The organism is Massilia consociata (assembly GCF_042432755.1).
Taxonomy (GTDB): domain Bacteria; phylum Pseudomonadota; class Gammaproteobacteria; order Burkholderiales; family Burkholderiaceae_D; genus Telluria; species Telluria consociata.
Genome location: NZ_JBHLWP010000011.1, coordinates 49,549 through 72,722 on the forward strand (window position 1 = coordinate 49,549; position 23,174 = coordinate 72,722).

Annotated in this window: 23 protein-coding genes; 3 read left to right on the top strand and 20 right to left on the bottom strand. The window is 65.1% G+C overall.

The window, feature by feature from the left end; all coding sequences use genetic code 11:
* Nucleotides 1-169: 169 nt before the first annotated feature.
* Entirely contained in the window at nt 170-817 is a 648-nt protein-coding gene (locus ACFFJK_RS11270) for an RlmE family RNA methyltransferase (protein ID WP_379679224.1), read from the bottom strand.
* Nucleotides 818-860: 43 nt separating this feature from the next.
* On the opposite strand from ACFFJK_RS11270, the gene yhbY reads away from it, so the two are divergent.
* Nucleotides 861-1,331, top strand: coding sequence for a ribosome assembly RNA-binding protein YhbY (gene yhbY, locus ACFFJK_RS11275; RefSeq protein WP_379679225.1), 471 nt, complete (start codon nt 861-863; stop codon nt 1,329-1,331).
* Nucleotides 1,332-1,441: 110 nt separating this feature from the next.
* On the opposite strand, the gene ACFFJK_RS11280 is transcribed toward yhbY, so the two are convergent.
* The 6 genes from ACFFJK_RS11280 to ACFFJK_RS11305 form a co-directional block, all read right to left on the bottom strand.
* Nucleotides 1,442-1,924 (bottom strand): DUF4149 domain-containing protein, encoded by a 483-nt coding sequence (locus tag ACFFJK_RS11280; RefSeq protein WP_379679226.1) that lies wholly within the window; start codon nt 1,922-1,924, stop codon nt 1,442-1,444.
* Entirely contained in the window at nt 1,924-2,403 is a 480-nt protein-coding gene (gene greA, locus ACFFJK_RS11285) for a transcription elongation factor GreA (protein ID WP_379679227.1), read from the bottom strand. Before greA ends, ACFFJK_RS11280 begins: the two co-directional genes overlap by 1 nt.
* A gap of 111 nt (nt 2,404-2,514) precedes the next feature.
* Nucleotides 2,515-5,745, bottom strand: coding sequence for a carbamoyl-phosphate synthase large subunit (gene carB, locus ACFFJK_RS11290; protein ID WP_379679228.1), 3,231 nt, complete (start codon nt 5,743-5,745; stop codon nt 2,515-2,517).
* Nucleotides 5,738-6,943, bottom strand: coding sequence for a glutamine-hydrolyzing carbamoyl-phosphate synthase small subunit (carA, locus tag ACFFJK_RS11295; protein WP_379679229.1), 1,206 nt, complete (start codon nt 6,941-6,943; stop codon nt 5,738-5,740). The genes carB and carA overlap by 8 nt, the downstream gene beginning before the upstream one ends.
* A 330-nt stretch (nt 6,944-7,273) precedes the next feature.
* A complete protein-coding gene (locus ACFFJK_RS11300; RefSeq protein ID WP_379679230.1) occupies nt 7,274-7,684 on the bottom strand; it encodes a GlcG/HbpS family heme-binding protein in 411 nt (136 codons plus the stop codon).
* Nucleotides 7,685-7,695: 11 nt separating this feature from the next.
* The gene (locus ACFFJK_RS11305; RefSeq protein WP_379679231.1) at nt 7,696-8,613 is read right to left on the bottom strand and encodes a patatin-like phospholipase family protein; all 918 of its coding nucleotides are present in this window, start codon (nt 8,611-8,613) and stop codon (nt 7,696-7,698) included.
* 261 nt (nt 8,614-8,874) lie between these two features.
* Between ACFFJK_RS11305 and ACFFJK_RS11310 the strand changes: the two genes are divergently transcribed.
* Nucleotides 8,875-9,279 (top strand): hypothetical protein, encoded by a 405-nt coding sequence (locus tag ACFFJK_RS11310; RefSeq protein ID WP_379679232.1) that lies wholly within the window; start codon nt 8,875-8,877, stop codon nt 9,277-9,279.
* Here ACFFJK_RS11310 and phoR read toward each other — a convergent pair.
* The 10 genes from phoR to alr form a co-directional block, all read right to left on the bottom strand.
* Nucleotides 9,276-10,568 (bottom strand): phosphate regulon sensor histidine kinase PhoR, encoded by a 1,293-nt coding sequence (phoR, locus tag ACFFJK_RS11315; protein ID WP_379679233.1) that lies wholly within the window; start codon nt 10,566-10,568, stop codon nt 9,276-9,278. The two genes, ACFFJK_RS11310 and phoR, sit on opposite strands and share 4 nt — an antisense overlap.
* 10 nt (nt 10,569-10,578) lie before the next feature.
* Nucleotides 10,579-11,265: a response regulator gene (locus ACFFJK_RS11320; RefSeq protein WP_379679234.1), complete on the bottom strand. Its 687-nt coding sequence runs from the start codon at nt 11,263-11,265 to the stop codon at nt 10,579-10,581.
* 2 nt (nt 11,266-11,267) lie between these two features.
* Nucleotides 11,268-11,969: a phosphate signaling complex protein PhoU gene (gene phoU / locus ACFFJK_RS11325; protein ID WP_379679235.1), complete on the bottom strand. Its 702-nt coding sequence runs from the start codon at nt 11,967-11,969 to the stop codon at nt 11,268-11,270.
* A gap of 64 nt (nt 11,970-12,033) precedes the next feature.
* Nucleotides 12,034-12,816 (bottom strand): phosphate ABC transporter ATP-binding protein PstB, encoded by a 783-nt coding sequence (pstB, locus tag ACFFJK_RS11330; protein WP_379679236.1) that lies wholly within the window; start codon nt 12,814-12,816, stop codon nt 12,034-12,036.
* Between the two features lie 30 nt (nt 12,817-12,846).
* Nucleotides 12,847-13,707 (bottom strand): phosphate ABC transporter permease PstA, encoded by an 861-nt coding sequence (gene pstA, locus ACFFJK_RS11335; protein ID WP_379679237.1) that lies wholly within the window; start codon nt 13,705-13,707, stop codon nt 12,847-12,849.
* On the bottom strand, nt 13,707-14,639 hold the full coding sequence (gene pstC / locus ACFFJK_RS11340) for a phosphate ABC transporter permease subunit PstC (RefSeq protein WP_379679659.1): 933 nt from the start codon (nt 14,637-14,639) through the stop codon (nt 13,707-13,709). The genes pstA and pstC overlap by 1 nt, the downstream gene beginning before the upstream one ends.
* A gap of 162 nt (nt 14,640-14,801) precedes the next feature.
* On the bottom strand, nt 14,802-15,839 hold the full coding sequence (pstS, locus tag ACFFJK_RS11345) for a phosphate ABC transporter substrate-binding protein PstS (protein WP_379679238.1): 1,038 nt from the start codon (nt 15,837-15,839) through the stop codon (nt 14,802-14,804).
* A gap of 592 nt (nt 15,840-16,431) precedes the next feature.
* Nucleotides 16,432-16,752 carry a PilZ domain-containing protein gene (locus tag ACFFJK_RS11350; protein ID WP_379679239.1) on the bottom strand — a complete coding sequence of 107 codons (321 nt, stop codon included), beginning with the start codon at nt 16,750-16,752 and terminating at the stop codon, nt 16,432-16,434.
* A 61-nt stretch (nt 16,753-16,813) separates the two neighbouring features.
* Entirely contained in the window at nt 16,814-18,190 is a 1,377-nt protein-coding gene (radA, locus tag ACFFJK_RS11355) for a DNA repair protein RadA (protein ID WP_379679240.1), read from the bottom strand.
* On the bottom strand, nt 18,183-19,289 hold the full coding sequence (alr, locus tag ACFFJK_RS11360) for an alanine racemase (RefSeq protein WP_379679241.1): 1,107 nt from the start codon (nt 19,287-19,289) through the stop codon (nt 18,183-18,185). Before alr ends, radA begins: the two co-directional genes overlap by 8 nt.
* A 149-nt stretch (nt 19,290-19,438) precedes the next feature.
* Here alr and lplT point away from each other — a divergent pair, with 149 nt between their 5' ends.
* Nucleotides 19,439-20,689 carry a lysophospholipid transporter LplT gene (gene lplT, locus ACFFJK_RS11365; protein ID WP_379679242.1) on the top strand — a complete coding sequence of 417 codons (1,251 nt, stop codon included), beginning with the start codon at nt 19,439-19,441 and terminating at the stop codon, nt 20,687-20,689.
* Between the two features lie 122 nt (nt 20,690-20,811).
* On the opposite strand, the gene ACFFJK_RS11370 is transcribed toward lplT, so the two are convergent.
* The 3 genes from ACFFJK_RS11370 to rimI are packed head-to-tail and all read right to left on the bottom strand — an operon-like array spanning nt 20,812 to nt 23,172.
* Nucleotides 20,812-21,780: a DUF1853 family protein gene (locus tag ACFFJK_RS11370; protein ID WP_379679243.1), complete on the bottom strand. Its 969-nt coding sequence runs from the start codon at nt 21,778-21,780 to the stop codon at nt 20,812-20,814.
* Nucleotides 21,764-22,693, bottom strand: coding sequence for a uracil-DNA glycosylase (locus ACFFJK_RS11375; protein ID WP_379679244.1), 930 nt, complete (start codon nt 22,691-22,693; stop codon nt 21,764-21,766). Before ACFFJK_RS11375 ends, ACFFJK_RS11370 begins: the two co-directional genes overlap by 17 nt.
* Nucleotides 22,690-23,172 (bottom strand): ribosomal protein S18-alanine N-acetyltransferase, encoded by a 483-nt coding sequence (gene rimI / locus ACFFJK_RS11380; RefSeq protein WP_379679245.1) that lies wholly within the window; start codon nt 23,170-23,172, stop codon nt 22,690-22,692. The genes ACFFJK_RS11375 and rimI overlap by 4 nt, the downstream gene beginning before the upstream one ends.
* Nucleotides 23,173-23,174: the final 2 nt, after the last annotated feature.

Here is a 23,174-nt window from a genome sequence, read left to right on the forward strand (position 1 = left end):
ATTTTAACCGCAATAAGCCGACGCTGCCACGCAACGTAAGCAATAGTGCCGAAATGCCATTTTTACATATCAGTCAGGCCACGCAACCGTTTGCGCTGCCGGACTCACGCGGCTGATGTGTGGTTGCTGCGCCGAATATCAAGGGCAAAAACGTGTTTGTCCCGCTTTTTCACGCTACCGGATTCTTCAGACCACGGCCAAGCAAGAAAATTTCAGACGATTTGTCCCGGCTTGCCTTGGGCTTGACCTGCTTGACCGTCTTGAACTCGGTACGGAACTTTTCCAGTATCTGAGTAAATCCCATGTCTTTGAAGCACTTTACCAGTAGTGCGCCGCCCGGCTTCAAATGCATTTGAGAAAACTCAATTGCCAGGTCGATCAGGTGTTCCATCCGCGCCGCATCGGCCGTCGGAATCCCGGACAGGTTGGGCGCCATGTCGGACAGCACGAGGTCGACCTTGCGCCCTACCAGCAATGCGTCGAGCTGGTGCAGCACCTCCTCCTCGCGGAAATCGCCCTGGATATATTGAACGTCGGCGATCGGTTCCATCGGCAGCATGTCGAGCCCGATGATGGTACCGTGGATGCCGCCGCCATCCGCGCCGGCCAGCTTGCGGCGGGTGTACTGGGCCCAGCTGCCGGGGGTGCAACCGAGGTCGACAATGACCTGTCCCGGCTTGATCAGCTTTTCGCTTTCGTCGATTTCCTTGAGCTTGTAGGCCGCGCGCGCGCGGTAGCCTTCTTTCTGGGCCAGTTTGACGTACGGGTCGTTAATGTGGTCGTGCAACCAGTTTTTGTTTAATTTGTTCTTGGCCATTCGCGTAGAATACTGCTTTTAAAGGTACATCCAAAAAATTATTATGCTTAAACTCACTCCGGCAGAGCGCAGCGCCCTGCGCGCCGAAGCCCACGGACTCAACCCTGTCGTCATGATCGGCGAATCCGGCCTGACCGAGTCGGTCATGAAGGAAATCGCCTCCAGCCTCGACGCGCACGGCCTGATCAAGGTGCGCGTGTTCGGCGACGACCGCGAAGCCCGCATCGCCATGTACGAGCAGATCTGCGCGGAACTCGACGCCGCCCCGGTCCAGCACATCGGCAAGCTGCTCGTGCTTTACCGTCCCAAGAAAGAAGCCGTCAAGGAACGCAGCGCCAAGGCCGGCAAGGGCATGCGCGAAGTCACCATCGTCAAGGCCAGCGCCAGCGGCACCAAGAAGCCGAGCGTCACCAAGGTTTTGCTGAAGGGGAACGAACGTGTTACCGCGGGCGGCAACATCAAGCGCGCCAAACCGCGCCAGACTTCTATCAAGAAGAATGCGCTGAATAAGTGATCCAGGCCGCGCAAGGCAAAACCGGGGTGACCCGGTTTTTTTCGCCAGGCCGATCGGGCTCCGCCTTTCGCCGGCGCGGCGGATCACACTGTGCGGTAGGAATAAAGTAATCAGCGGCTCTTGAGCACCAGCACCGCCGCCAGTACGCTCTCGATCACGTGGAACAGCTGCGACACCCCATGCATGACGGCGAACTGGGTCCAGTACGGCGACGCCCTCACTCCGGCGGGCCCCGCCAGCTCGCGCATCTGCGCCATGGCCGGCTGCAGGCCGACGAACATCACCAGCGCACACGCCAGCATCGCCAGCACCAGCAGGACCAGGAAACGCTTGCGCCCCGCGTCGAGATCGGGCGAGAAGCGCAGCAGCGCCAGCATGACGGCCGCGCAGGCGATCGACACCCACCCGAGGCGCGTCAACAGCTGCGCCACGACATCTCCCGCCACCGTGCTCGGCACCGCCGCGAACACCGCCGGCGCGGCGATGTAGCCCAGGGCCCACAAGGCACCCGCCCACAGGGTCGCGACCAGCAGCCGCGCCCCCGCCAACCGGGCGCCGGCAGCCGGCAGGACGCCTGGGCGGGCCTGGGTCATCAGACGTAGCGGACTTCGAGGATTTCGTATTCGCGCGGGCCGGACGGGGCCTGCACTTCAACCACGTCGCCGGCGTACTTGCCGATCAGGGCGCGGGCGATCGGCGAGGTCACCGACACCTTGTTCAGCTTCAGGTCGGCCTCGTCGATGCCGACGATCTGGTAGCTGACCTTCTGGCCGGACTCCAGGTCTTCCAGGTCGACGGTGGAGGCGAAGACGACGCGGCCTTCCGCATCCAGCGTGGCCGGATCGATGATCTGTGCGGCGCTCAGCTTGCCCTCGAGTTCCGCGATGCGGCCTTCGATGAACGCCTGGCGCTCCTTTGCAGCATCGTATTCGGCATTTTCGGACAGATCGCCGTGCGAACGCGCTTCGGCGATCGCGTCGATCACGCTACGGCGCTCCTTGGTCTTGAGCTGGTGCAGCTCTTCCTTCAGGAGTTCGGCGCCGTATTTGGTCAGTGGTACGGTAGTGTTCATGTCTGTCTACTTGTTTCGTGATTGGACGTACCAAGTGAAAACCACAGAGGCGCGCGGCGCAAGCCGCGCGAGCTCTGTGGTTCAGGTACTACTCAGTTCTTACACTGATGCTTAGTTTAAGGTTTTATGGAGACCTTGTAAATCATAGACGCGCAGCTCGTCCAGGTGGCGCATGCCCTCGATCGCGGCTTCCGCGCCGGCGATGGTCGTGTAGGTCACCACGCGCGACTGCAGTGCCGAAGTACGGATCGTACGCGAGTCGTTGATCGCCGAACGCTTCTCCTCCACGGTGTTGACCACCATGACGATCTCGCGGTTCTTGATCATGTCGACCACGTGCGGACGGCCTTCCATCACCTTGTTCACCGGGCGCACCGGGATGCCGGCCGCTTCGATGACGGCGGCAGTGCCCTTGGTCGCCACCAGCGAGAAGCCCAGTGCCACCAGCTCGCGCGCCACGGCGACGGCACGCGGCTTGTCCGTGCCCTTCACCGACAGGAATACCGTGCCCTTGGTCGGCAGGTTGATGCCGGCCGCCAGCTGCGACTTGACGAAAGCTTCGCCGAAGGTCTCTCCCACGCCCATGACTTCGCCGGTCGATTTCATTTCCGGCCCCAGGATGGTGTCGACGCCCGGGAACTTCACGAACGGGAACACGACTTCCTTGACGCTGTAGAACGGCGGCGTCACTTCCTTCGTGATGCCCTGTTGCGCCAGGGTCTGGCCGACCATGCAGCGCGCCGCGATCTTGGCCAGCTGCAGGCCGGTCGCCTTCGACACGAACGGCACGGTACGCGATGCGCGCGGGTTCACTTCCAGCACGAACACGGTGTCCACGGTCTTGCCGTCGACTTCCGTTTGTTGAATGGCGAACTGCACGTTCATCAGGCCGACCACGTTCAGGGCCTTGGCCATCAGCGAGGTCTGGTGCTTCAGTTCGGCGATGGTTTCCTGGGACAGCGAGTACGGCGGCAGCGAGCAGGCCGAGTCGCCCGAGTGCACGCCGGCCTGTTCGATGTGCTCCATCACGCCGCCGATGAAGGTGGCTTCGCCGTCCGAGATGCAGTCGACGTCGACTTCGATGGCGTCGTTCAGGAAGCGGTCCAGCAGCACCGGCGAATCGTTCGACACCTTGACCGCTTCGCGCATGTAGCGCTCCAGGTCGCGCTGCTCATGGACGATCTCCATCGCGCGGCCGCCCAGCACGTAGGACGGGCGCACCACCAGCGGGTAGCCGATCTCGTCGGCCAGCGCCAGCGCGTCGGCTTCGGTGCGCGCGGTGCGGTTCGGCGGCTGGCGCAGGCCGAGCTTCTGCAGCAGCTGCTGGAAGCGCTCGCGGTCTTCGGCCGCGTCGATCATGTCCGGCGAGGTGCCGACGATCGGCACGCCGTTCGCTTCGAGGTCGAGCGCGAGTTTCAGCGGGGTCTGGCCGCCGTACTGCACGATCACGCCTTCCGGCTTTTCCAGGTCCACGATCTCGAGCACATCTTCCAGCGTCAGCGACTCGAAGTACAGGCGGTCCGAGGTATCGTAGTCGGTCGACACGGTCTCCGGGTTGCAGTTGACCATGATGGTCTCGTAGCCGTCGTCGCGCATGGCGAGGGCCGCGTGCACGCAGCAGTAGTCGAACTCGATGCCCTGGCCGATGCGGTTCGGGCCGCCGCCCAGCACCATGATCTTCTTCTTGTCGGTCGGGTTGGACTCGCACTCCTCGTCATAGGTCGAGTACATGTAGGCGGTGTTGGTCGCGAACTCGGCGGCGCAGGTGTCGACGCGCTTGTACACCGGGCGGATGCCCAGCTCGTGGCGACGGGCGCGCACGGCTTGCGGCGTGGTCTGCATCAGGAAGGCCAGGCGGCGGTCCGAGAAACCCTTCTGCTTCAGTTTGTAGAGCAGCGGCTTGTCCAGGCTTTCCAGCTTCTGGTGATCCAGCCACAGCTCGATGTCGACGATCTCCTTGATCTGCACCAGGAACCACGGATCGATCTTGGTCAGGTTGTGCACCTCTTCCAGGGTGAAGCCCTGGGCGAATGCGTCGCCCACGTACCAGATGCGCTCCGGGCCCGGCTCGCCGAGCTCCTCTTCGATCTTCTCGCGGTCGCGGGTCTTCTCGTTCAGGCCGTCCACGCCCACTTCCAGGCCGCGCAGCGCCTTCTGGAAGGATTCCTGGAAGGTGCGGCCCATCGCCATCACCTCGCCCACCGATTTCATCTGGGTGGTCAGGTGCTTGTCCGCGGTCGGGAACTTCTCGAAGGTGAAGCGCGGGATCTTGGTGACGACGTAGTCGATCGAGGGTTCGAAGGACGCCGGGGTCGCGCCGCCGGTGATCTCGTTGCGCAGTTCATCCAGCGTGAAGCCCACGGCCAGCTTGGCCGCGACCTTGGCGATCGGGAAGCCGGTCGCCTTCGATGCCAGCGCCGAGGAACGCGACACGCGCGGGTTCATTTCGATGACGATCATGCGGCCGTCCTTCGGGTTGATCGCGAACTGCACGTTCGAGCCGCCGGTGTCGACGCCGATCTCGCGCAGCACGTTGATCGACGCGTTGCGCATGATCTGGTATTCCTTGTCGGTCAGCGTCTGCGCTGGCGCGACGGTGATCGAGTCGCCCGTGTGGACGCCCATCGGATCCAGGTTTTCGATCGAGCAGATGATGATGCAGTTGTCCTTCTTGTCGCGGACGACTTCCATCTCGTACTCTTTCCAGCCGAGCAGCGACTCTTCGATCAGCAGTTCCGACGTTGGCGAGGCTTCCAGGCCGCGCTTGCAGATCTGCTCGAACTCTTCCTCGTTGTAGGCGATGCCGCCGCCGCTGCCGCCCATCGTGAACGACGGACGGATGATGGTCGGGAAGCCCAGCTCGCGCTGCACGCCCCATGCCTCTTCCATCGAGTGGGCGATGCCCGAGCGCGCCGAACCCAGGCCGATCTTGGTCATCGCGTCCTTGAACTTGGCGCGGTCCTCGGCCTTGTCGATCGCTTCCGGGGTCGCGCCGATCAGCTCGACCTTGTACTTTTCCAGCACGCCGTTGTGGTGCAGGTCGAGCGCGCAGTTCAGCGCGGTCTGGCCGCCCATGGTCGGCAGGATCGCGTCCGGGCGCTCCTTCTCGATGATGCGCTCGACAACCTTCCAGGTGATCGGCTCGATGTAGGTGACGTCGGCCGTTTCCGGGTCGGTCATGATGGTCGCCGGATTCGAGTTGACCAGGATGACCTTGTAGCCTTCTTCACGCAGGGCCTTGCAGGCCTGGGCGCCCGAGTAATCGAATTCGACCGCCTGGCCGATGACGATCGGGCCCGCCCCGATGATCAGGATGCTTTTGATATCACTACGCTTAGGCATTGTCTTTTTCCCCTGCTTTTACTTTTTCTGCAACTGCGTTTCCGGCTTTCGCTCCCATCAGGTCGATGAAGCGGTCGAACAGGTAGGCGACGTCGGTCGGGCCGGGCGAGGCTTCCGGGTGGCCCTGGAAGCAGAACGCCGGCTTGTCGGTACGCTCGAAGCCCTGCAGCGAGCCGTCGAACAGCGACACGTGGGTCACGCGGCAGTTGGCCGGGAGCGTTTCCGGATCGACTGCAAAACCGTGGTTCTGCGAGGTGATCAGGACCTTCTTCGAGTCGAGGTCCTGCACCGGGTGGTTGGCGCCGTGGTGGCCGAACTTCATCTTCATCGTCCTGGCGCCGGAAGCCAGCGCCATGATCTGGTGGCCGAGGCAGATGCCGAAGGTCGGGATACCCTTTTCGATCAGTTCCTGGCTGGCTTTGATGGCGTAATCGCACGGTTCCGGGTCGCCCGGGCCATTGGCCAGGAAGATGCCGTCCGGGTTGAGCGCCAACGCGTCGGCGGCAGTCGATTCCGCCGGCAGCACGGTCACCTTGCAGCCGCGCTCGGCGAGCATGCGCAGGATGTTGCGCTTGACGCCGTAGTCAAAGGCGACCACGTGGTATTGCGGGTTTTCCTGCTTGCCGAAGCCTTCGCCGAGCTTCCACTCGGTCTCGGTGAACACGTACGGCTCTTTCACGGACACGACCTTGGCCAGGTCCATGCCCGACAGGCCCGGGAACGAGCGCGCCAGTTCTAGCGCCTGCGCCTCGAGAGGCTCCTTGCCCTGGGTACCGGTGAGGATGGCGCCGCCCTGCGCGCCCTTCTCGCGCAGGATGCGGGTCAGCTTGCGGGTGTCGATGCCGGCGATGGCCACCACATTTTCTTGCTTCAGGTAGTCCGACAGCGACTGGGTGGAACGGAAATTCGATGCCAGCAGCGGCAGGTCACGGATGATCAGGCCGGCGGCGTGGACCTTGGCGGCCTCGACGTCGGCAGGGTTGACGCCGTAGTTGCCGATGTGCGGGTACGTCAGGGTAACGATCTGACGCGAGTAGCTGGGGTCGGTGAGGATTTCCTGGTAGCCGGTAATCGCGGTGTTGAACACCACTTCGCCGGTCGTGTGGCCGACGGCACCAATGGAAATACCTTTGAAAATCGTTCCGTCAGCGAGGGCCAGGATGGCCGGGACGGTTGGGCCAGAAAAAAATGGCGGCAAGGGTAACTCCCAATAAAGTTACCGTAGCTGCGCCACGTCAGACCGACATCCAACAGACCCGGGCGGACGAAATATGCCGGTAGCTGGATATCAAGTTGAATGAGGGATGGTGGGTAGTCGCTACGGCTGATGTGTGAATGGTTAAACTTCCGAATTATAACGCGGAACGGCCCTATTCGGCAATGCAGCAATTCTACAAAAGTGGCGCTGATTTTGCCCAAACGTGCGGGAATTCGGCGCGCAAACACTTGTTTTGCTGCTTTTGCGAAATAAAAGAAAGGCGCTCGCAGACGCCTCTTCATGACAAGCCGGTGACAGCCCAGCCCTTGCTTACGCGTTGACCAGGGCCGCGATGCCCGCCTTGGCAACCTGCGCGTCCTCGTTCGACTTCACGCCCGAGACACCGACGGCGCCGATCACGTGACCGTCCACGATGACCGGCACGCCGCCTTCGAGCATGCCTTCGAGCTCCGGCGCCGACAGGAAGGACACGCGGCCATTGTTGATCACGTCCTCGTAGATCTTCGATTCGCGGCGGCCGAGGGCGGCGGTCTTGGCCTTGGCCGGTGCGATGTAGGCCGAAGTAGCGGCAGCACCGTCGAGGCGCTGGAACCACAGCAGGTGGCCGCCGTCGTCGACGATGGCGAAGGACACGGCCCAGTTGTTCTTCAGCGCTTCGGCTTCGGCGCCGGCGGCGATCTTCTTGACGTCGTCGAGGGTGAGGTAAGGCTTGGTTTGCATGTGGAGTCCTGTTATTGGGGTTGTTGCTTGGCCTTGAGCTTGGCCTTGATCTGCGGCATCAAAGCCGCGGCGGCCTGCTCGCCGGCCAGGATCGCCAGATTACGGTTGTTGAAGTCGGCGCTGCCCATGTTGCCGAGCACCGGCGTGATGACGACATCGGCTTCCTTCAGCTCGAAGTGGTTGAGGCGCTGGCCCATGATGCTAAAGGTCTGCATCAGGACGTCAAGCGAACTGGCCGTTGCCGCGCCTTCCGTCGCGCTCGAGATGTTCACCGCGATGATGAAATCCGCGCCCATGTCCTTGGTGAACTTGACCGGTACCGGGGCCACCAGGCCGCCGTCGACATAGGTGTTGGCGCCGATCTTCACCGGCTGGAACACGCTCGGCACGGCCGAGGACGCGCGCACGGCCATGCCGGTATTGCCCTTGTTGAAGAGGATCGGCTGGCCGGTCCTGAGGTCGGTGGCCACGGCGCCGAAGCGGATCTTCAGGCGCTCTATCGGCACGTTGCCCACCGCCTTGTTGACGTAGTTCTGCAGCGCCTCGCCCTTGAGCACGCCGGTGGACTTGCCGAACAGCGGCAGCGCCCAGTCGGAAATCGTCGCCTCGTCCATGGCCAGCGCCGTCTTCTGCAGCGTGAAACCGTTCATGCCCGAGGCGTAGAGCGAGCCGACCACCGAGCCGGCACTGGTGCCGACCACGATCTCGGGCACGATGCCCTGGGCTTCCAGCGCCTTGATGACGCCGATGTGGGCGAAGCCGCGCGCCGCACCGCCGCCGAGGGCAAGGCCGATGCGGACCTTGCGCGGCGGCGCCGGTGGCGTCGCCTGCTGGGCGACCGGGTTGGCGGGCGGCGGGGTCGGGGTGCTGCCGCAGGCGGTGAGAAGCAGCGCGGCGCAGGCAATCAGGGAGCTACGGCGAGAGAACATAAGAAGTGCAAGTAAGAACGAGGCACGATTGTACCGCGTTCAGCCCGGCATCAGCACGCCGGCTCTTCGGCCCGGCCTACGGCCGTGCACGGCAACTCAATCGGGACGATTCATTGTCAAGGCCGGCATCGACCGGTCCGGCAAAGCTTGATCATTCGCGCCATCCTCCGCCGTCCCCGCCGGATCGCTTGCGCAAACGCTTACCGAGCCGAAAGATTCACCGCTAGCATTGCTCGTCGATATGATCATTGGGAGACAAGCATGACGGGCACTTGCGCGGCGCTGGACGATACTGTGGATCTGCTCCCCAGGGGCCTGGCGATGATCGCGGCCGGACAGCGCGCGGCAGTGCTGGCGCATCCACGCTGGACCGACATTGCGCAAGAACCCAACCCCGCGCTGCAACTCGCCTGGATGGTCAGGCAGGGCCTGCTCACCTACGACGAACTCGACGATCTGCACACCTTCGAGCAAGAACCGTCGGACAACGACCGCATCATCGAGGAGGCGTTCGCCGAGCTCGGCCGCTTGAACACGGCGGCCTGCGGTCGAGTGTCGGCCCCCGGCCACGCCAATGCCGGACGGGAGGCGAACCGGCGCCTGGCGCTCAGTCTCGCGGGCGCGATTGCCGCGACCTGGTACCTCGTCACGCACTGGCCGGGCTAGCCCGGCAGCGAGGTATTCGGCAACGATGCCGTGAACGTACTGCCCTGCCCCGGCACCGAATGGATCGTGAGGCGACCGCCATGACGGATCAGGACATGCTTGACAATCGCCAGCCCCAGCCCCGTTCCCTGCGTCTCGCGCGAGCGGCTCTTGTCCACGCGATAGAAGCGTTCGGTCAGGCGCGGGATATGGATCGGTTCGATACCGATGCCGCAATCCGTCACCGAGAAGCGCAGGTCGTCCGGTCCACGCGTCCACTGCAGGCGTATGGTGCCGCCGTCCGGCGAATAGCGCACCGCGTTCGAGGCCAGGTTGGCGAAGGCGCTGCGCAGCTCTTCCAGGCTGCCCATCACGTCCGGGCCGTCGACCTTGACCTCGATCTGGTGCCGCCCGCCGGAGAGCGCCCGCGTTTCCGCGGCCACCGATTCCACCATCGCCTTCACGTCCACCTGCTCGCGCTTGAACGGGAACTCGTCCGACTCCAGGCGCGAGAGCGTCAGCATGTCGCCGATCAGGCGCTGCATCCGCTGCGCCTGCTCGGTCATGAGCGTCAGGTGCGCCGTGCGCGTGGCCACGTCCAGGCCCGGGTCCGACATCGCGATCTCGAGGAAGCCGACGATCACCGTCAGTGGCGTGCGCAGTTCGTGCGAGGCGTTGGCGATGAAGTCGCGCCGCATCGCTTCGATGCGCTCGGTGTCGGTGGCGTCGTGCGTGACCAGGATCTGGCGCCGGTTCTCGAACGGGATGATCCGGCATTCGAGCTTGCGGCCGCGGAAGGACAGCGTCAGCGGCTGCTCGTAGCGGCCCAGGATCACGTAGTCGATGAATTCCGGGTGGCGCACCAGGTTGGTCACGCGCAGTCCCTTGTCGCGCGCCATGGTCAGGCCCAGGTGGCGCTCGGCCGCCTCGTTGCACCACTCGAGGAACAGCACGTCGTCCATGATCGCCACGCCTTCCGGCAGCATCTGCATCGCCTGGCGGAATCGCGCCAGCCACTCGGCCATCTCGGCCTGGTGGCGCTCGTCCTCGCGCCGCAGGCGGTACAGGCGCGCGAACACGTCGGTCCAGGCGCCCCACCCGTCCGGCAGGCGGCTGGAGTGCGGGTCGTTCAGCCATTCGCCCAGCTCGTGCAGGTAGCGCAGCTGGACGAACAAGGCGATGACCATCGCCACCAGGGCGAATACCAGCGCCTCGACCAGCCCCGACATCCACCAGACGACGCCGGCGGCCACGAACATCAGGCACAGGCGCAGGATGGCCGGCACCCAGAACAGTACCTTCGGACTCACGGACCGCACGTTACTTCTCGGAGAGCATGTAGCCGACGCTGCGCACCGTGCGGATCAGGCCATCGGCGCTCTTGAGCGCCTTGCGCAGCCGCAGCACGTGCACGTCCACCGTGCGCTCCTCGATCACGGCATGGTCGCCCCACACCTTGTCGAGCAGCTGGGCGCGCGAGAACACGCGCTCGCGGTGCGCCATCAGGAACTTGAGCAGCTTGTACTCGGCATTGCCGATGTCGATCTGCTGGTTCTCGACCGTGACGGTGCAGCTGTTCGGGTCGAGCACCACGCTGCCGGCGCGCAGCGGCGCCTCGGCCAGGTGCGGGCTCTTGCGGCGCAAGAGCGCGCGGCTCCTGGCCAGCAGCTCGCGCGGCGAGAACGGCTTGGTGACGTAGTCATCCGCGCCCGTGTTCAGGCCCGCGATCTTGTCTTCTTCCATGCTTTTGGCGGTCAGCATGATGACCGGAATGTCCTGGAAGTCGCGGTCGCCGCGCAGGCGCGACAGCAGGCGCAGGCCGCTCTGGTCGGGCAGCATCCAGTCCAGCAGCACCAGGTCGGGCTTGCCGTGGCTGATGCTGTCCCAGGCGCCGGCCGTGGTGTCCGCGATGCGGATGTCCCAGCCGGCCTCGCGCAGCGAGTACTTCACCAGCTCGACGATGGCAGGTTCGTCTTCGACCACCAGGATGCTCGTGTTGTCCGCCATCGTCACGCCACCGGCTGGTCGAGCGCCACCGGCTTGCTGTGGCGGATGTCGCGACCCTCGACCACATAGATCACGTATTCGGCGATGTTCTTGGCATGGTCGCCGATGCGCTCGATGGCCTTGGCCACCCACAGCGTGTCCAGCGCCGACGAGATCGTGCGCGGGTCTTCCATCATGAAGGTGATCAGGTTGCGCAGGATGGTGCGGAACTCGTGGTCGATCACTTCGTCGGCCGCGATCAGCTCGAGCGCCTGCTTGCCGTCCAGGCGCGCAAACGCGTCCAGCGAATCGTGCAGCAGCTCCGAGGTGCCCTTGGCGATGGTGCGCACCATGTCGTAGTGGGCGAAGCTCATGCCGCCGCGCTCGTGCAGGTTCTTCGCGGTGCGCGCGATCTTCGAGGCCTCGTCGCCGATGCGCTCGAGGTCGGTGATGACCTTGATGGTGGCCATCACGGTGCGCAGGTCGTTGGCGGTCGGCTGGCGGCGCACGATCAGGTGGCTGCAGGCGTCGTCGAGCTGCACTTCGAGCTGGTTGACGGCCTGGTCCTCTGCGATCACGCGGTCGGCGCGCGCCGCGTCGCCCACGCGGAAGCACTCCAGCGCTTCGTCGAACGCGGTTTCCACCATGCCGCCCATCAGCAGGACCTTGGAACGAATCGCTTCCAGCTCCTGGTCATACTGCTTGGATGAATGCTCGCCCGTCATATCAATGCTCTCCTGTGGCGGGTCTCGCGCGACGCTTGTGCGAGCCCCTGTTAGTCTTGTGGATTTAACCGAAACGACCCGTGATGTAATCCTGGGTCTCTTTACGGGCCGGGTTCATGAAGATCTGGTCGGTCTCGCCGAATTCGACGAGTTCGCCAAGGTACATGTAGGCGGTGTAATCGGAACAACGCGCAGCCTGCTGCATGTTGTGGGTCACGATGGTGATCGTGTAGTCCTGCTTCAGCTCGCTGATCAGTTCCTCGATCTTCGCGGTCGAGATCGGGTCCAGCGCCGAGGTCGGCTCGTCCAGCAGCAGGACGTCCGGCTTCACCGCCACGCCGCGTGCGATGCACAGGCGCTGCTGCTGGCCGCCCGACAGCGACAGGCCGCTCTTGTTCAGCTTGTCCTTGGCTTCCTCCCACAGGGCCGCCTTCTTGAGCGCCCACTCCACGCGCTCGTCCATCTCGCCCTTGGACAGGTTCTCGTACAGGCGCACGCCGAAGGCGATGTTGTCGTAGATCGACATCGGGAACGGGGTCGGCTTCTGGAACACCATGCCGACCTTGGCGCGCAGCATGTTGACGTCCACGCCCGGCTCCAGGATGTTGCGGCCGCGGTACATGATCGAGCCTTCGGCGCGCTGGCCGGGGTACAGGTCATACATGCGGTTCAGGGTGCGCAGCAGAGTCGACTTGCCGCAGCCCGACGGGCCGATGAAGGCCGTCACCTGCTTGTCGTGGATGTCGAGCGACACGTTTTTCAGGCTCTGCGTTTTACCGTAGAAGAAGTTCAGGCCGGAGATCTCGATCGTCTTGCTCTTGGCAGCGTTCGGGGTCGGATTGGTCATGGATTGGTTCATCACAGTCATCAAGGTCAATTAACGCGGAGTCTTCTGGCTGAACAGGGTCCGCGACAGGATGTTCAGCAGCAGCACGGTAAAGGTCACCAGCAGCGCGCCGCCCCAGGCCAGCGAGCGCCAGTCGTCGTACGGGCTCATGGCGAACTGGAAGATCACCACCGGCAGGTTGGCCATCGGCGCGTTCATGTCGTTGCTGTAGAACTGGTTGTTCAGCGCGGTGAACAGCAGCGGCGCGGTTTCGCCGGAAATGCGGGCCACGGCCAGCAGCACGCCGGTGACGACGCCGGCCTTCACGGCGCGCAGGCGCACCGTCATCGCCACTTTCCAGTGCGGCGCCCCCAGCGCGTAGGCCGCTTCGAGCAGGCTGCTGGGCACCAGGCGCAGCATGTTGTCGGTGGTGCGCACCACGACCGGGATCGCAATCAGCGAAAGCGCGATGCTGCCGGCGTAGCCCGAGAAGTGCTGCACGTTGGCGACGTAGATCGCGTACACGAACAGGCCGATCACGATCGACGGGGCCGACAGCATGATGTCGGTGACGAAACGCGTCACCTGGGCAAACCGGTTGTTCTCGCCGTATTCGGCCAGGTAGATGCCGGCCAGGATGCCGATCGGGGTGCTGACCAGGGTCGACAGGCCGACCATCAGCAGGCTGCCGACGATGGCGTTGCGCAGGCCGCCGCCTTCGCTGCCCGGGGCCGGGGTATCGGCCGTGAACATGCTGCCCGACAAGGCGCCGAGGCCGTTGATCAGCAGGGTCGCCAGGATCCACGCCAGGAAGGCCAGTCCGATGCCCATGGCAATCACGGACAGGAAGATGCCGACACGGTGCGCCAGCAGGCGCTTGCGGTAGACGGGGTTTTTCGCGATCGTATTCATTATTTGGTACCTTCGTTGCGGGCCATCCCGACCAGCATCAGTTTTGCTGCCGACAGCACGATGAAGGTGATGGCGAACAGGATCAGGGCCAGCGCGAACAGCGAGGACGAGTGCAGCGGCGTGGCGGCTTCGGCGAATTCGTTGGCCAGGGTCGAGGAAATCGAGTTACCGGCCGAGAACAGCGACCACGACAAATCGTGCGCATTGCCGATCACGAAGGTCACCGCCATCGTCTCGCCGAGCGCGCGGCCCAGGCCCAGCATGACGCCGCCAACGACGCCGTTGCGGGTGTACGGCAGCACCACCTTGCGCACCACTTCCCACTTGGTGCAGCCCAGGCCGTATGCGGATTCCTTCAGCACGGTCGGGACGATCTCGAACACGTCGCGCATCACCGAGGCAATGAAGGGAATGATCATGATTGCCAGGATCAGGCCGGCGGTCAGGATGCCGATGCCCATGGTCGGGCCCTGGAACAGCTGGCCGATCACCGGCAGCTGGCCGATGGTGTTCTTCAGCAGCGGCTGGACGTGGTCGGCGAACAGCGGCGCGAACACGAACAGGCCCCACATGCCGTAGATGATCGACGGCACGCCGGCCAGCAGCTCCACTGCCGTGCCCATCGGGCGGCGCAGCCACGCCGGGCAGATCTCGGTCAGGAACAAGGCGATGCCGAAGCTGATCGGGAAAGCCACCGCCAGCGCGATGATCGAGGTGGCGAGCGTGCCCCAGATCGCGATCATGGCGCCGAACTCGTCACCGACCGGATCCCACTCCACGCGCGAGATGAAACCGGCGCCGAATTGCTTGAAGGCCGGCGCCGCGCCGATCGCGAGCGAGACGATGATGCCGACCAGCACCAGCAGGACCGAGGCCGCGAACAGCAGCGTGATCTTGTGGAAGAAGAAGTCCTGCATACGCTGGTTGCGCATGGTCTTGCGCAAGGCATCGGACTGGTGGGCTACATCGACCGCTGCCGGATCGGCCAGGTCCTGCAGCGCGACGGATGGTTGTACGCTCATAGCTTTTTTGTCAATCTTTCTGGCGAACGGAACGGCCGGACAAGCCGGCCCTCCCTTGGCGTGGGATGAGAATTACCAGATCGCCTTACCCGCGGCGTCCTTCAGGTTGGCACGCCAGGCGTCCTGCACCAGCTTGACGACGTTGTCCGGCATCGGCACGTAGTCCAGCTCGGCGGCAGCGGCATGGCCGTTCTTGTAGGCCCAGTCGAAGAACTTCAGCACTTCCCGGCCCTTGGCGGCGTTGGCCTGGGTCTTGTGGACCAGGATGTAGGACGCGCCGGTGATCGGCCAGCTCGCCTTGCCCGGCTGGTTGGTCAGCACCACGGCGAAGCCCGGGGTGCCCGCCCAGTTGGCGCCGGCGGCGGCGGCCTTGAAGGCATCGTCACTCGGCTGCAGGAACACGCCTTCGCGGTTCTGCACCTGGGTATGCTGCATGCGGTTCTTCTTGGCGTAGGCCCACTCGACGTAGCCGATCGAGCCCTTGATGCGCTGCACGTTGGCGGCGACGCCCTCGTTGCCCTTGCCGCCCACGCCCACGGCCCACTTCACCGCGGTGCCGGCGCCGATCTTCTGCTTCCATTCCGGGCTGGTCTGCGACAGGAAGTCGGTCCAGAGGAAGGAGGTGCCCGAACTGTCGGCGCGGCGCACCACGGTGATGTCTTCCGCCGGGAGCTTCACGCCCGGGTTCAGCGCGGCGATCTGCGGCGCGTTCCACTTGGTGATCTTGCCCAGGTAGATATCGGCGATCAGGGCGCCCGACAGCCGTACCTGGCCCGGGGCCACGCCCGGCAGGTTGATGATCGGCACCACGCCGCCCATCACGGCCGGGAACTGGAACAGGCCGGCGGCGTTGAGCTCATTGGCCGGCAGCGGCATGTCCGAGGCGCCGAAATCGACGGTCTTGGCCTTGATCTGCTTGATGCCGGCGCCCGAGCCGACCGACTGGTAGTTCAGGCCGTTGCCCGAGGCTTTCTGGTACATCTCGGCCCATTTCGCGTAGATCGGGTACGGGAAAGTTGCGCCGGCGCCGGTGATGTTGGCGGCCTGGGCGGTCGCAGCGACAGTCGAGGCGGCGACGGCGACGGAGACGAGCAGATGCTTCATGCGCATGATGGATCCTTTTGGAAGAGGCCCGGGAAGGTTCCCGTTTCATTGACGCTGCGAAGTCTACTGGCCGATTATGACAAGTTGATGACAGATGTAATAATCGGGGTCCGGGTGGGCCCGAACGGGACCAGCGTAACGCGGCGACCGTATATTGACGCAATTTCCAACGGCGGCGCACGCGTTTGCGCCTGCCTCCGCCTCCGCCCTCGATTGCGAGCTCGGCCGTTGCAAAAATAACCATGCCAACCCGCCCGCCACCTTGTAAATACACCGCCTTCTGCTAACCTGAAGGCGTGTTCTTCATAGGGAGGGGATGCTGAAAGGCGTTAACGTTTATGTTCAGTGTGTTTGTATTCAGCGTACTGACAGGCTTGGCCGGCCTGGTCGCGTTCGAAATCTACCAGGAGATTCGCGGCAGCCGGGAAAGCCTGCACGACCACTATCACGAATAGTGCCGGCCCGCTATGCGGGTTATGACATCAAGCGAAAAAAGCGGCGAGGCCCCCGGGGCGCTCGCCGCTTTGCTTATAGCTTATATGTGGCCGCCTGGGCGGTACCGGACATGTCGGCGCCGGACGTGTCAGCGCCGGACGTGTCAGCGCAAATAGCGCGCAATCGCCGTCATCGCCGCCAGTTCCAGGTTCAGGAACTGGAAACCGACCTTGAATTCCCCATTGCTGAAGATGCAATACAAGGCTTTCGCCCGTCCGGCGACCGGCACTGGTTTGCCGTCGATGAGCAGGTCGAAGGCGACCTGGCCGGTCTGCCCGACCAGCAGCGGGTCCGGCACGGTAATGCTGACGCCGTTGGCGCCGATGTCGCTGGTGCGCCCCAGTACCGGCGCTTCGCCTTCCATGGCGATCCTTGCCCGGGTCCGTAATACCTTGCGTTCGGATTTCCTTTGTTCTGTAAACACGTTATACCAATGCGAGTAAAAAATAAGCAGGCGACATTATATATAGATTCCTGCAGGCAATTCAGTCCAACTCGCGCAGCTTGGTAAACGCCTGGTCGATCCGCTCGACCGCGACGATGGTCATGCCCTCGATCTTCTGTTTCGGCGCGTTCCCCTTCGGGATCACGGCGATCGAGAACCCGAGCTTGGCCGCTTCGCGCAGGCGCTCCTGTCCACGCGGCGCCGGACGGATTTCGCCGGCCAGGCCGACTTCGCCAAATACGACGAGCCCGCGCGGCAGCGGCTTGTTGCGCATCGATGAATTAATGGCCAGCAGCACCGCCAGGTCGGCCGCCGGCTCGGTGATCTTGACGCCACCCACCGCGTTGATGAACACGTCCTGGTCGAAGGCGGCAATGCCGGCGTGGCGGTGCAGCACCGCCAGCAGCATCGCCAGGCGATTCTGTTCCAACCCCACCGACAGGCGGCGCGCATTGGGCAGGTGGCTGGCGTCGACCAGGGCCTGGATCTCGACCAGCAGCGGGCGCGTGCCCTCCTGGGTCACCATCACGCAGGAGCCCGGCACCTGGCTGTCGTGCTGCGACAGGAACAGGGCCGACGGGTTCGACACGCCCTTCAGGCCCTTCTCGGTCATGGCGAACACGCCCAGCTCGTTGACGGCGCCGAAGCGGTTCTTGATCGCGCGCACCAGGCGGAAGCTGCTTTGCGTGTCGCCTTCAAAATAGAGTACGGTGTCGACGATGTGCTCGAGCACGCGCGGGCCGGCCAGCGCGCCCTCCTTCGTCACGTGGCCGACCAGGATGATGGTCACCCCGGTCTGCTTGGCCACGCGGGTGAGCTGGGCAGCGCATTCGCGCACCTGGGCCACCGAGCCCGGCGCCGAGGTGAGCGCGTCCGAGTACAGGGTCTGGATCGAGTCGATCACCGCCACTTCGGGCTTGAGGTCGGCGAGCGTGCCGAGGATCTTCTCGAGCTGGATTTCGGCCTGCAGCTTGAGTTCGGCCGAATCGACCGACAGCCGGCGCGCGCGCAGCGCGATCTGGGCGCCGGATTCCTCGCCGCTCACATACAGCGTGTTGCGGGTGGTGGCCAGGTTGGCCAGTGCCTGCAGCAGCAGGGTCGACTTGCCGATGCCGGGGTCGCCGCCGATCAGCACCACGCCGCCGGCCACCAGGCCGCCGCCCAGCACGCGGTCGAATTCCTCGATGCCGGTGCCGAAGCGCGGCACGTCGAGCGCCTCGATGTCCTTCAGGGACAGCACCGGCGCGGTCTGCGCCAGGGCCTTGTGCGCGGTCTGCGACATGCGGTTCACGCCTTGCGGCTCGACCACGGTCTCGACCATCGTGTTCCACGCCTTGCAATCCGGGCACTGCCCGGTCCAGCGGCTGGCGCTTGCGCCGCATTCGCTGCAGGTATATGCGGTTCGGGTCTTAGCCATCGGTTCCCATTCTTCCTTCAAGTACGCGCACCCGCCCGGCGAGTGCGCACATCAGTTCATAGCCGATCGTGCCGGCGCTGGAGGCCACCTCGTCGATCGGCAATCCGTCGCCCCAGAGCGTCACCTTGCTGCCGACGCGGGCGTTGGCGACCGGCGTCAGGTCGACGGTCATCATGTCCATCGAGACCCGGCCCACAAGCGTGGTGCGCACGCCGTCCACGATCACGGGCGTGCCGTGCGGCGCGTGGCGCGGGTAGCCGTCGGCATAGCCGCAGGCCACCACGCCGACCGTCATCGGGCCGCTCGCCTCGAAGCGGCTGCCGTAGCCGACCGTGTCGCCGGCGTCGATGTGCTGGATGCCGATGACCTCCGAGCGCAGGGTCATGGTCGGGCGCAGGCCATAATCCAGCGCGCTGCGCCCGCCCGGGGTGCCGCCATACAGCATGATGCCGGGGCGGACCCAGTCGTTGGACAACGCATCGCCCAGGTCGGCCTGGTGCAGCACGCCCCCCGAATTCGACAGGCTGCGCTCGCCGGGCAGGCCGCCCGCGCCGAACTGGAAGCGCCGCACCTGCTCGGCGATCGTCAGGCGCGGGTGCTCCAGCTCGTCGGCATTGGCGAAGTGCGTCATGTGGGTGATGTTGCGCACGTCCGGGATGGCGCGCAGGCGCTGGTAGGCCGCCGCGTATTCGTCCGGGCGGAAGCCCAGCCGGTTCATCCCCGTGTTCATTTTCAGGTGCACGTCGATCGGGCGGTAGTGCCGGGTGTATTCCAGCATCTTGATCTGCTCGATGCAGTGGACCGTGCTGTTGATATTGTGCTCGGCCAGCATCGGCACGTCGGATGCGTCGAAGATCCCCTCCAGCAGCAGGATCGGCTTGATCCAGCCGTTCTCGCGCAGCCACAATGCGCCTTCGGTCTCGACCAGGGCCAGGCCGTCGGCCAGGGCGAAGCCGCGCATGGCGCGTTCCAGGCCATGGCCATAGGCGTTGGCCTTGACCACGGCCCAGACCTTGGCAAGCGGCGCATAGCTGCGCGCCTGCGCCAGGTTGTGCTGCATCGAGTCGAGGTGGATGGTGGCGGAAAGCGGTCGTGGCATGGAGAAAACCGGCCCGGGAAGGGTTGATCGACGAGAGGGTCTATTCTACCGGAGCAGGCCCGGCCGCGCTTTTGACAGGGCTTGTTTTCTTTCGGCGCAAGGAGCATTCATGGTATAAAGCAACTCGGACCTGTTTTTACTCTTTTCGAATGAACCGTGGTTTTTATACCATCATGGCGGCGCAGTTCTTCTCGTCGCTGGCAGACAATGCGCTCCTGTTTGTTGCGATCAGTCTGCTGACGTCGATGAACGCCCCGGCTTCGCTGACACCCCTGCTGAAGCTGTCATTCGTGCTCTTCTACGTGCTGCTGGCCGCCTTCGTCGGTGCCTTCGCCGATTCGCTGCCGAAGGGCCGCGTCATGTTCATTGCGAACCTGATCAAGATCTTCGGCTGCGGCCTGATGTTCCTGACCGTGCACCCGCTGCTGGCCTATGCCGTCGTCGGCTTCGGCGCGGCCGTCTATTCGCCCGCCAAGTACGGCATCCTGACCGAACTGCTGCCTCCGGAAAAGCTCGTTCCCGCCAACGGCTGGATCGAAGGCCTGACGGTCATGTCGATCATCCTCGGCACCGTGGCCGGCGGCGCCCTGGTCAGCGAGCGCGGCGCCAACTGGCTGATGGGCCTGGACCTGCCGGGCGTCGAGAACGCGGCCGAAGCGGCAATGGCCGTCGTGGTCGGCGTGTACATCCTGGCTGCCCTGTTCAACCTGCGCATCCCCGACACCGGCGCGCGCTACGAACACCAGGAGCGCAACCCGGCCAAGCTGATCGCCGATTTCGCCAACTGCTCGGCCACCCTGTGGCGCGACAAGCTGGGCCAGATCTCGCTGGCCGTGACCACCCTGTTCTGGGGCGCCGGCGCCACCCTGCAGTTCATCGTGCTGAAGTGGGCCGAGCGCTCGCTGGACATGCCGCTGGACAAAGCGACCAACCTGATCGGCGTGGTCGCCATCGGCGTGGCGCTGGGCGCGGCGCTGGCGGCGCGCATGATCCCGCTGCGCAAGTCGCTGACCGTGATCCCGCTTGGGATCATCATGGGCCTGGTCGTGTGCAGCATGGTCTTCGTGAAATCCGTCAACCTGGCCTACCCGCTGCTGGCCCTGATCGGCTTCCTGTCGGGCTTCTTCGTGGTGCCGATGAACGCGCTGCTGCAGCACCGCGGCCACGTATTGATGAGCGCCGGCCACTCGATCGCGGTCCAGAACTTCAACGAGAACCTGTCGATCCTGACCATGCTGGCGATGTACGCGATCATGATCACGCTGAACCTGGACCTGGACATCATCATCGTCCTGTTCGGCATGTCGGTGGCCGGCATCATGTTCTTCATCGGGCGCCGCCATGCGGCGAACCAGCGCGAGCACGATTCGCTGGCGCTGATCGGCGAAGGCAAGCACTGATACGCCACGCGTATCACAGGGCAAAATAGTTCGTGTGATGCATATCACAGCATAGCGTGGCCGGCTCTGCCGGCCGCGCGTTCAAGGCATGCGACTGCGCTGCGGCGCGTCTTCTCTGCCGTCTACGAAACCGCCTTCACCATCCGCCTTGCCGCGGCGCGCTCGCGCCAGTCGTTCGGCACGATGAAGCCGCGCTCGACCTCCTCGATCTGCCCCGGCAGGTGGCGCACAACCGACACCAGCACCGGCGTGGACGAGGTCTCGAAGTTCGCCTCCAGTTCGGCGCGCAGCTGGCCGCGGCTCAGCATCCAGACCGCCGAGGCGGCGCGAAACGGCGCCAGCCACTGCAGGCGCGGCAGGATCAGGAATTCTTCCCCGGCCAGCATGTCGATCTCGTCCAGCGAACACCAGAAGCCCCGGCAATGGCCGGCGGCGATGCCGCGCATGTCCGGCCAGCTGCCGGACGGGTAGAACAGCCAGCCCTTGACCAGGGCCCGTGCCCTGGCCACCGGCCGGGGCAACAGGGCCTGCGCCGCCGGATGCTCGCCCAGGTTCAGCTGGCGCTCGAACACCTTGCGCATCTTGGCGCCCAGGCTGTCGGCCAGGTTCGGGCCGACCAGGGCGCTCAGCTCCCACTCCTGCTGTTGCCCGCCCTCCCCGTCGAGCAGATAGAACTTGGTGGCGAATTCGATGTGCTCGACCCCATCCGGGCCATCGTCGAGCAGGAAGTCGAACTCGCCGACGGTGTCGTTGCGGCTGGCCCGGATCTGCAGGCCGTGCGCCACCAGGCGGCCGTGCTCCGCGAAATAGAAGGCCATGAGCTTCTCGGCGTACAGGCCGAGGCGGGTGTAGATCCTGGCGCCGAGGGCGGCGTCCAGCCGGGAAGGATCGTGGTCGAGGCGGTTCAGCCATTGGGCGACTTCCGGCGTCACCGGGTCGAGGGTGGCGACGCGGCCCGCCCACAGCGGGTCGTGCGCGTCGAGCAGGTCGGGCGCGTCGAGCAGCCAGGCCAGCGCCCGCACCCGGGCGCGCCGCAGGTGGCCCCAGCGGCGGTGGAATCCCTGCTGGTAGCTCTCAGCCGCCGTGTCCATTTACGGACTCGTCGGCAGCCCTGGCCCGGCACAAATCCGCCCAGGCCAGCGCCTTGTCGCCGCCGCGGCGCAGCAGTTCGCCCGGGTGCAACGTCGCCACCATCGGCAGTTGCCCGAAGCGGTGCACGGTGCCGCGCGACCCGGCGAGCGGTTCGGCGAGCGGCTTGCCGAGCAGGCCGTTGGCGGCCACCTGGCCCAGGGTCAGCACCAGGCCGGCGCCGCACAGTTCGCGCTCGCGCTCCAGGAACGGGCGGCAGGCCTGCGCTTCTTCAAGGGTGGGGGCACGGTCGCCGCCGCTGGCGTTGGCGGGGCGGCACTTGACCAGGCTGGTCACGTAGACATCGGTTTCGCGCGACATGCCGACGGCCGCCAGCATGTTGTCGAGCAGCTTGCCCGGATCGCCGGTCAGCGGCTGGGCCGCCTTTTCATCCAAAGCGCTGGCGGTGCCGGCGGCGACCAGCCAGCGCGCCTGGCGGGCGCCGGCGCCGAACACCGGCTTGCGGCCCTCGCTGCACGCGCTGCAACGCTTGCAACTGGCCACCGCAAGACGCAATCCGTTCCAGTCCAGGGTGGAGACGTCGAGCGCCGGCACGGCCTCCTCGCCCCATGCGCTGGTGTCGCTTGCGGGAGGCGTCCAGGCCGGACGCACCGGCGCCTCGGCCACCTGCCGCGGTGGTGGGGGCGGAGACAGCGGCCGGACCTGCGCCGCCGGCGCCGGCGCTGCCGGCTGCGCCGCGGGCGCCGCGTTCACTGGCTCGGCCGGGGACGCGACTACGGGTTCGGCCTCGGCTTGCAGCGCCGCATCCGCCGCCACGGGTTCCGGTACGGCTTCCGGCACGGCCCGCAAGCTCCACATGGGGCCGATGCCCATTTCGGCCAGGAAGGCCGCGTCGCGGTCGCTGATGCGCTTCATAGGTCCAGCCTCATCACGATGGCGTCCTCGCGCAACCCGGCGTACGCCGGATAATAGCCCTTGCGGCGGCCGATCTCGCGATAGCCGTAGCGGCGGTAGACCGCCAGCGCCCGTTCGTTCGACGGCCGCACTTCGAGCAGCACCGAGGCCATGCCCTGCTCTTTCGCGCGCGCGCCAATGCGGTCGAGCAGGTGCCGTCCCAGGCCCTGGCGCTGGCGGCCGGCGGCCACCGCGACGTCCAGCAGGTGCGCCTCGTCGACCGCGTACATCAGGAGATAGTAGCCGGCCAGCGCCCCGGCCCCGGCTGCCTCGCGTACGGTCCAGGCGTCGTAGCCGCTGGCGAGCGATTCGTCGAAATTGGCGCGGCTCCACGGGTGCGGGAACACGCTGCATTCGAGCGCATGCACCTCGTCGACGTCGGCCGGGGTCATCGGCGCGAATGTCAATCCGGAGGTCGGCCCGGTTGCGGTGTCGGACATGT